The 4,594-nt window shown below is 39.8% G+C and carries 6 protein-coding genes; all 6 read right to left on the minus strand.

The genetic code is table 11. From position 1 onward, the window contains the following. Positions 1 to 1,141: 1,141 nt before the first annotated feature. Entirely contained in the window at positions 1,142 to 1,567 is a 426-nt protein-coding gene (locus IQR33_RS24245; protein WP_025767165.1) for a hypothetical protein, read from the minus strand. Between the two features lie 522 nt (positions 1,568 to 2,089). Next, complete coding sequence (locus tag IQR33_RS24250) at positions 2,090 to 2,335, minus strand: hypothetical protein (protein ID WP_025636793.1); 246 nt, start codon at positions 2,333 to 2,335, stop codon at positions 2,090 to 2,092. 72 nt (positions 2,336 to 2,407) lie between these two features. Next, positions 2,408 to 2,848 (minus strand): hypothetical protein, encoded by a 441-nt coding sequence (locus IQR33_RS24255; RefSeq protein WP_025767164.1) that lies wholly within the window; start codon positions 2,846 to 2,848, stop codon positions 2,408 to 2,410. Positions 2,849 to 3,388: 540 nt separating this feature from the next. Next, on the minus strand, positions 3,389 to 3,763 hold the full coding sequence (locus IQR33_RS24260; protein ID WP_025636800.1) for a hypothetical protein: 375 nt from the start codon (positions 3,761 to 3,763) through the stop codon (positions 3,389 to 3,391). Positions 3,764 to 3,773: 10 nt separating this feature from the next. Then, a complete protein-coding gene (locus IQR33_RS24265; protein ID WP_025636798.1) occupies positions 3,774 to 4,112 on the minus strand; it encodes a hypothetical protein in 339 nt (112 codons plus the stop codon). A gap of 231 nt (positions 4,113 to 4,343) precedes the next feature. Beyond that, positions 4,344 to 4,594, minus strand: a 251-nt coding sequence (locus IQR33_RS34260) for a hypothetical protein (RefSeq protein WP_228014115.1), incomplete at its 5' end; no start/stop codon positions are given.

Consider the following 4,594-nt stretch of genomic DNA (forward strand, 5'->3'; position numbering starts at 1 on the left):
CGAGACTTTAATCGTATTACAGTGATGCAAAATGTTCGCGAACACCGCCTTCGTCAAATCGACGATTTAGGCTGCAAATATATATAATTTAAGCCCTCGACAATTGGAAGCTTATTTAGTCAGTTAAGCCAGTTTGGTGCTTCTACGTTAGCACATACGTCAAGAGCCGAATCAAGCAACCGACGTTTTCTTTGCCTAATCATCTGAACATCATGGGAGCTCAATACTTTGATTTGTAGCTAACATTCGCTTGTGAGGTTCTAACGGAACAACACAACTTGGCTCTGACTGTCTATACACTAAGTCAGTTGATGACAGTCGATGGCCCCACGTGCCACACTAGCCATTTTCTTGCCAACCTCGTTATTCACATAGGTCAAATAATAAATAGTATTTTCAATTTCTGAATACAAAGGTGGAAGGTTATCATTAAGGTTCCAACCTCATTTTAAAGTAAATTGTTCTGAGCTCCTTGCTCTAAGTAGACCTCAGTTGCTCTCCCCAACATCCCCCTGGCCTTCACTCAAAATATTCACATTATTTCAAAAGATACGTCTCTTAACATCCTAAAAATGGACGCATCTATCGCTTTGGCAACATCACACATTGAGCTGTCTAAAGCTAAAACATGCTCTTAAGTTGATAACTTAAGATAAATCCACCACAGCCTTAATTACTCACAGTTGTAGATATGCCCTGGCAAAGGGTCTTTTTTGTCCTGACCGATTAGCGGCTATTTGGTGGGACTGTAATGGCAATTGGATGGCAATAATCAAGCTAATATACCCGATGGACATTTAATAAGTGAGTAAAGTATTACGTCACAGTGAGAGTAATCGGACACTTAAAGGTCATAGAAAGGAGCCCAAAAGGACAGTGTAATTTTTGATATTTACAAATATGGGAGAAAAACAAGTCTGTCAAACAAAACGCAGACCCTTCTTTAGAATTAAAATATTTTAATACTTTTAAATTTAAAATAATTAAAAGGGCTTCGCCAAAATATAGATCGAAATAATCAATGTCAAGTTCTTTGATATTGCATTGTGATCGGGGGATGACGGGTTGGCTGGGGCCGAGCTGTCGGGGGTGACCCCCAAGAAGCGGGAAATTAAGCATTTAGGGCTTTAGCCCTAAGTGCTTAAATGGATAATTCGCTATATCCAGAGTGATCAATTGACTCTGTCATGGTGATCTTGCGACCAAAGAATGACCACTCTAATTTACGTACTAAACGTGTTTTGTACTGGACTTCTGAAATTACAGAAGGCGTAGTTTCCACACCAAACGTTTCTCTCAGTAACTCTTGTGCCTTAGCAACTATTGACCCCTGCGTAATCTCGAATTGAAGATCGAACAACTTTTCTTTCACAAGGTCTCCGATAGGTGTTTCTGAGGCTTTGCCGAATTCATATTTTATTCCCAGTTCACAGTAGACAGCGTTTGGAGTTTTTTTCTGAAATTCCGCGCTAAAGAATCTCCCCTGAGTTAAACCCATATCGTTGTCACCAACTTGACCAATAATCTTGCCGTTAGTGATGTAGAAGTTATGAACTGTTACTTTCATTTTTTGTCCCGCCAGTAGTATTCCCAACTGTTTCCATTATACCAAAACCAGATTAAAATACCATATTAAAACACAAATAAAGGTAAAATATACTTAACTATTTTAATTGACTTATATCCAGACAAAGACGACACAATAGGGCTCGATAGAGGGTTAGCTTTTTAGGCGAAGCCGTTAAGAAAAGCGTTGAAACTTCTTTTAGCTGCCGAAGGCAGATCATTTAGGCCACCAGCACCTGCCATAGCAATGACAACGGGGTTTATGTTGGCATTGCTATGGCGCTGGAGGTCTAGCAGCCTTGAGCGATACATTGAAATGCATCAAACCTTATTACTGCACTATGGATGACAACGTGTTTTTGTTGGCGTCCATAGTGATTTAGGTTTGATTGAAATTTCAATGACAACACTTAGCGAGGAACGAGCTTTAGTGATGTAGGGGTAAGTCCGGCGGGTGGGCCTCGGTGGCGACTAGGGGGAACCCCTGTTAGTGGAGAGCGTCCAATTGAAACAAATTTACTTGTTACAATTGGATAGTTATTAGTATTAAAATTAAAAGTATCGCCAATTTTACTCTTTGCTTTGTACTCGTTTTCGTTTTGATAGTTTCTACAATTTTATCTATTAGACCGAAAGCCTCTGCAAACCCAACAATTAGTACAAATACTGTAAAAGCATCAGCCACATTTGAGAAACCCAAACGCTCAAAAATAAATGTTAGAGCGTCAGCTACTGCGTAAATGCGTAATAACAATGCTGCTAAATTCAATATGTTCCCCCTACCCTTAATATATTCCTTTTCAATTAGCTAGTATGTTCAATTGATATATGACAGATATCGCTAGATAAGTTTGAAACTAGATAATAATGAATCTGGCTCATTGGTCTGTTCGATTATTAAGGATTGTCCTGACACATCCCATTCATAAGTAGAAACCGTCTTTCCCCTAAACTGTTTCATCACTTTTAACCTAGGTTCATTAAACTTCTTCCCTAGCAGAAACTTACCTATTGAAATTACTTTTGATAAAGAAGAACCACGATGCCCTTCCTCTGATAAGCAACTTAGGATTTCTACGATATTATGTCTTGTGTCGATATCCGAGTTAGTACCTAAGATAAAAGCTATGTCTGAGTCCATGTATATTGAATCATTGATCACCTTTTCATAGGTAATCGAAATAAACTTACCCTCTACTAAACCGACATTGTTTTTCCCAACATAACCGAATAAACGACTGCAAATAATGGTGTAATTATTGATGATAACTTCTAATTTCATACTGCCCCCAAGCCTATGATATTTATTTGTTCAGAGTATGTATTATAAATAAACGCAACTATAAATACCATATTAGAACACACAATAAAGTAAAATATACTTAACTATTTTAGTTGACTTTAGACCGGACAAAGACGACACAATAGGGCTCGACAGAGGGTCAGCTTTTTAGGCGAAGCCGTTAAGAAAAGCGATACAAAAGCTTCTAGCTCGCCGAAGGCGATTCATTTAGACCACCAGCACCCTGCCATAGCAATGACAACGGGGTTTATGTTGGCATTGCTATGGCGCTGGAGGTCTAACAGCCTTGAGCGATACATTGAAATTCATCAAACCTTACCACTGCACTATGGATGACAACGGATTTTTGTTGGCGTCCATAGTGATTTAGGTTTGAATGAAATTTCAATGACAGCACTTAGCGAGGCACGAGCTTTAGTGATGTAGGGGTAAGTCCGGCGGGTGGGCCTCGGTGGCGACTAGGGGGAACCCCTGTTAGTGGAGAGCAAATATTGCCCAGTAAATCTGAGCAATATTTATCTATTGATGGTCGAATGACAACGCTGCTCTTTCAAGCTCCTTCTCTAGCTCCACAAGGCGTGTCGGAAGTAACGCAAATGAAAACAAGGTCAATAATGATTCGATTGAATCCCGCCATTGAGCCGTTGACTGAAGTATTTCTAGAACCCCGAAATCTGCACAAATCTGTTTTAGCTTAACTTCATTGTTAGCTTTTTCTTCACGCTTAAGGGCAACCTTCAAGAATTCATCGAATTTATTCTGAGACATTTCTTTGACTGAAACAAAGCCAGTTCCTTTTTCTGTCCATACCATTAGATGCGGTTCTCCGCTAAATACACTGATCTGGTCTTTATAGTGCTTACTAATTAGCTCAATCTGTTTCTCGGTTCTCATAGTGGTGCCCCTACTTCAATAAACTAATGTGATTTGGTTTGTTACTTAATAGCTCTGCGATCTCAAACTGCTCCGCTACATACTCGACATTAGGGATTAAGGTAGGCTCCCATGTACTAAGCGCGACCTTTCTGCCTTGTTGAACATCATCAACAATGTTGTCTAGACTTTTGACGCTACATACCTCATACAAGCTTGTACCAAATTCATCATTCTCTACTACACATGTAGCGAACGTGCCAACGTCCTTAGATTCAATGATTAATAGACGTACTTCTGACTCCTGTTTAACCCCGCCTACTATATGACCAATAGTCACTTTTTCAATGTTTTGAATAACTGTCTTCATAATGCCCCCAAGCAATTTAACAATATAAACAGTAACTTACTTGTGTTTAGTATATCAAACCACCCTATTAAATACCATATAATAACACGATATATTAAAAAATAAGTATTGTCCTTTCGATTGACATTAGCCCCGACAAAGGCGACACAATAGGGCTCGATAGAGGGTCAGCTTTTTAGGCGAAGCCGTTAAGAAAAGCGATACAAAAGCTTCTAGCTCGCCGAAGGCGATTCATTTAGACCACCAGCAAACTGCCATAGCAATGACAACGGGGTTGATGTTGGCATTGCTATGGCGCTGGAGGTCTAGCAGCCTTGAGCGAGATAAACTTTTGGACCCTAGGGTAGCAATCTGAATGACAAATTCTTTTCTTTGGCAATCAGATTGCTCTAGGGTTTCATTAAATGAAGCACTTGAAGAGGAACGATTCTTAGTGCTTAGGGGTAAGTCCGGCGGGTGGGCCTCGGTGGCGACTAGGGGAA

This window comes from Vibrio sp. OPT46 (assembly GCF_015163535.1).
GTDB lineage: Bacteria > Pseudomonadota > Gammaproteobacteria > Enterobacterales > Vibrionaceae > Vibrio > Vibrio alginolyticus.

Excerpts from the sequence above, each read along its gene's own strand:
- IQR33_RS24245 (WP_025767165.1), bottom strand. The coding sequence starts at position 1,567 with ATGAAAGTAACAGTTCATAACTTCTACATCACTAACGGCAAGATTATT.
- IQR33_RS24255 (WP_025767164.1), bottom strand. The coding sequence starts at position 2,848 with ATGAAATTAGAAGTTATCATCAATAATTACACCATTATTTGCAGTCGT.
- IQR33_RS24260 (WP_025636800.1), bottom strand. The coding sequence starts at position 3,763 with ATGAGAACCGAGAAACAGATTGAGCTAATTAGTAAGCACTATAAAGAC.
- IQR33_RS24265 (WP_025636798.1), bottom strand. The coding sequence starts at position 4,112 with ATGAAGACAGTTATTCAAAACATTGAAAAAGTGACTATTGGTCATATA.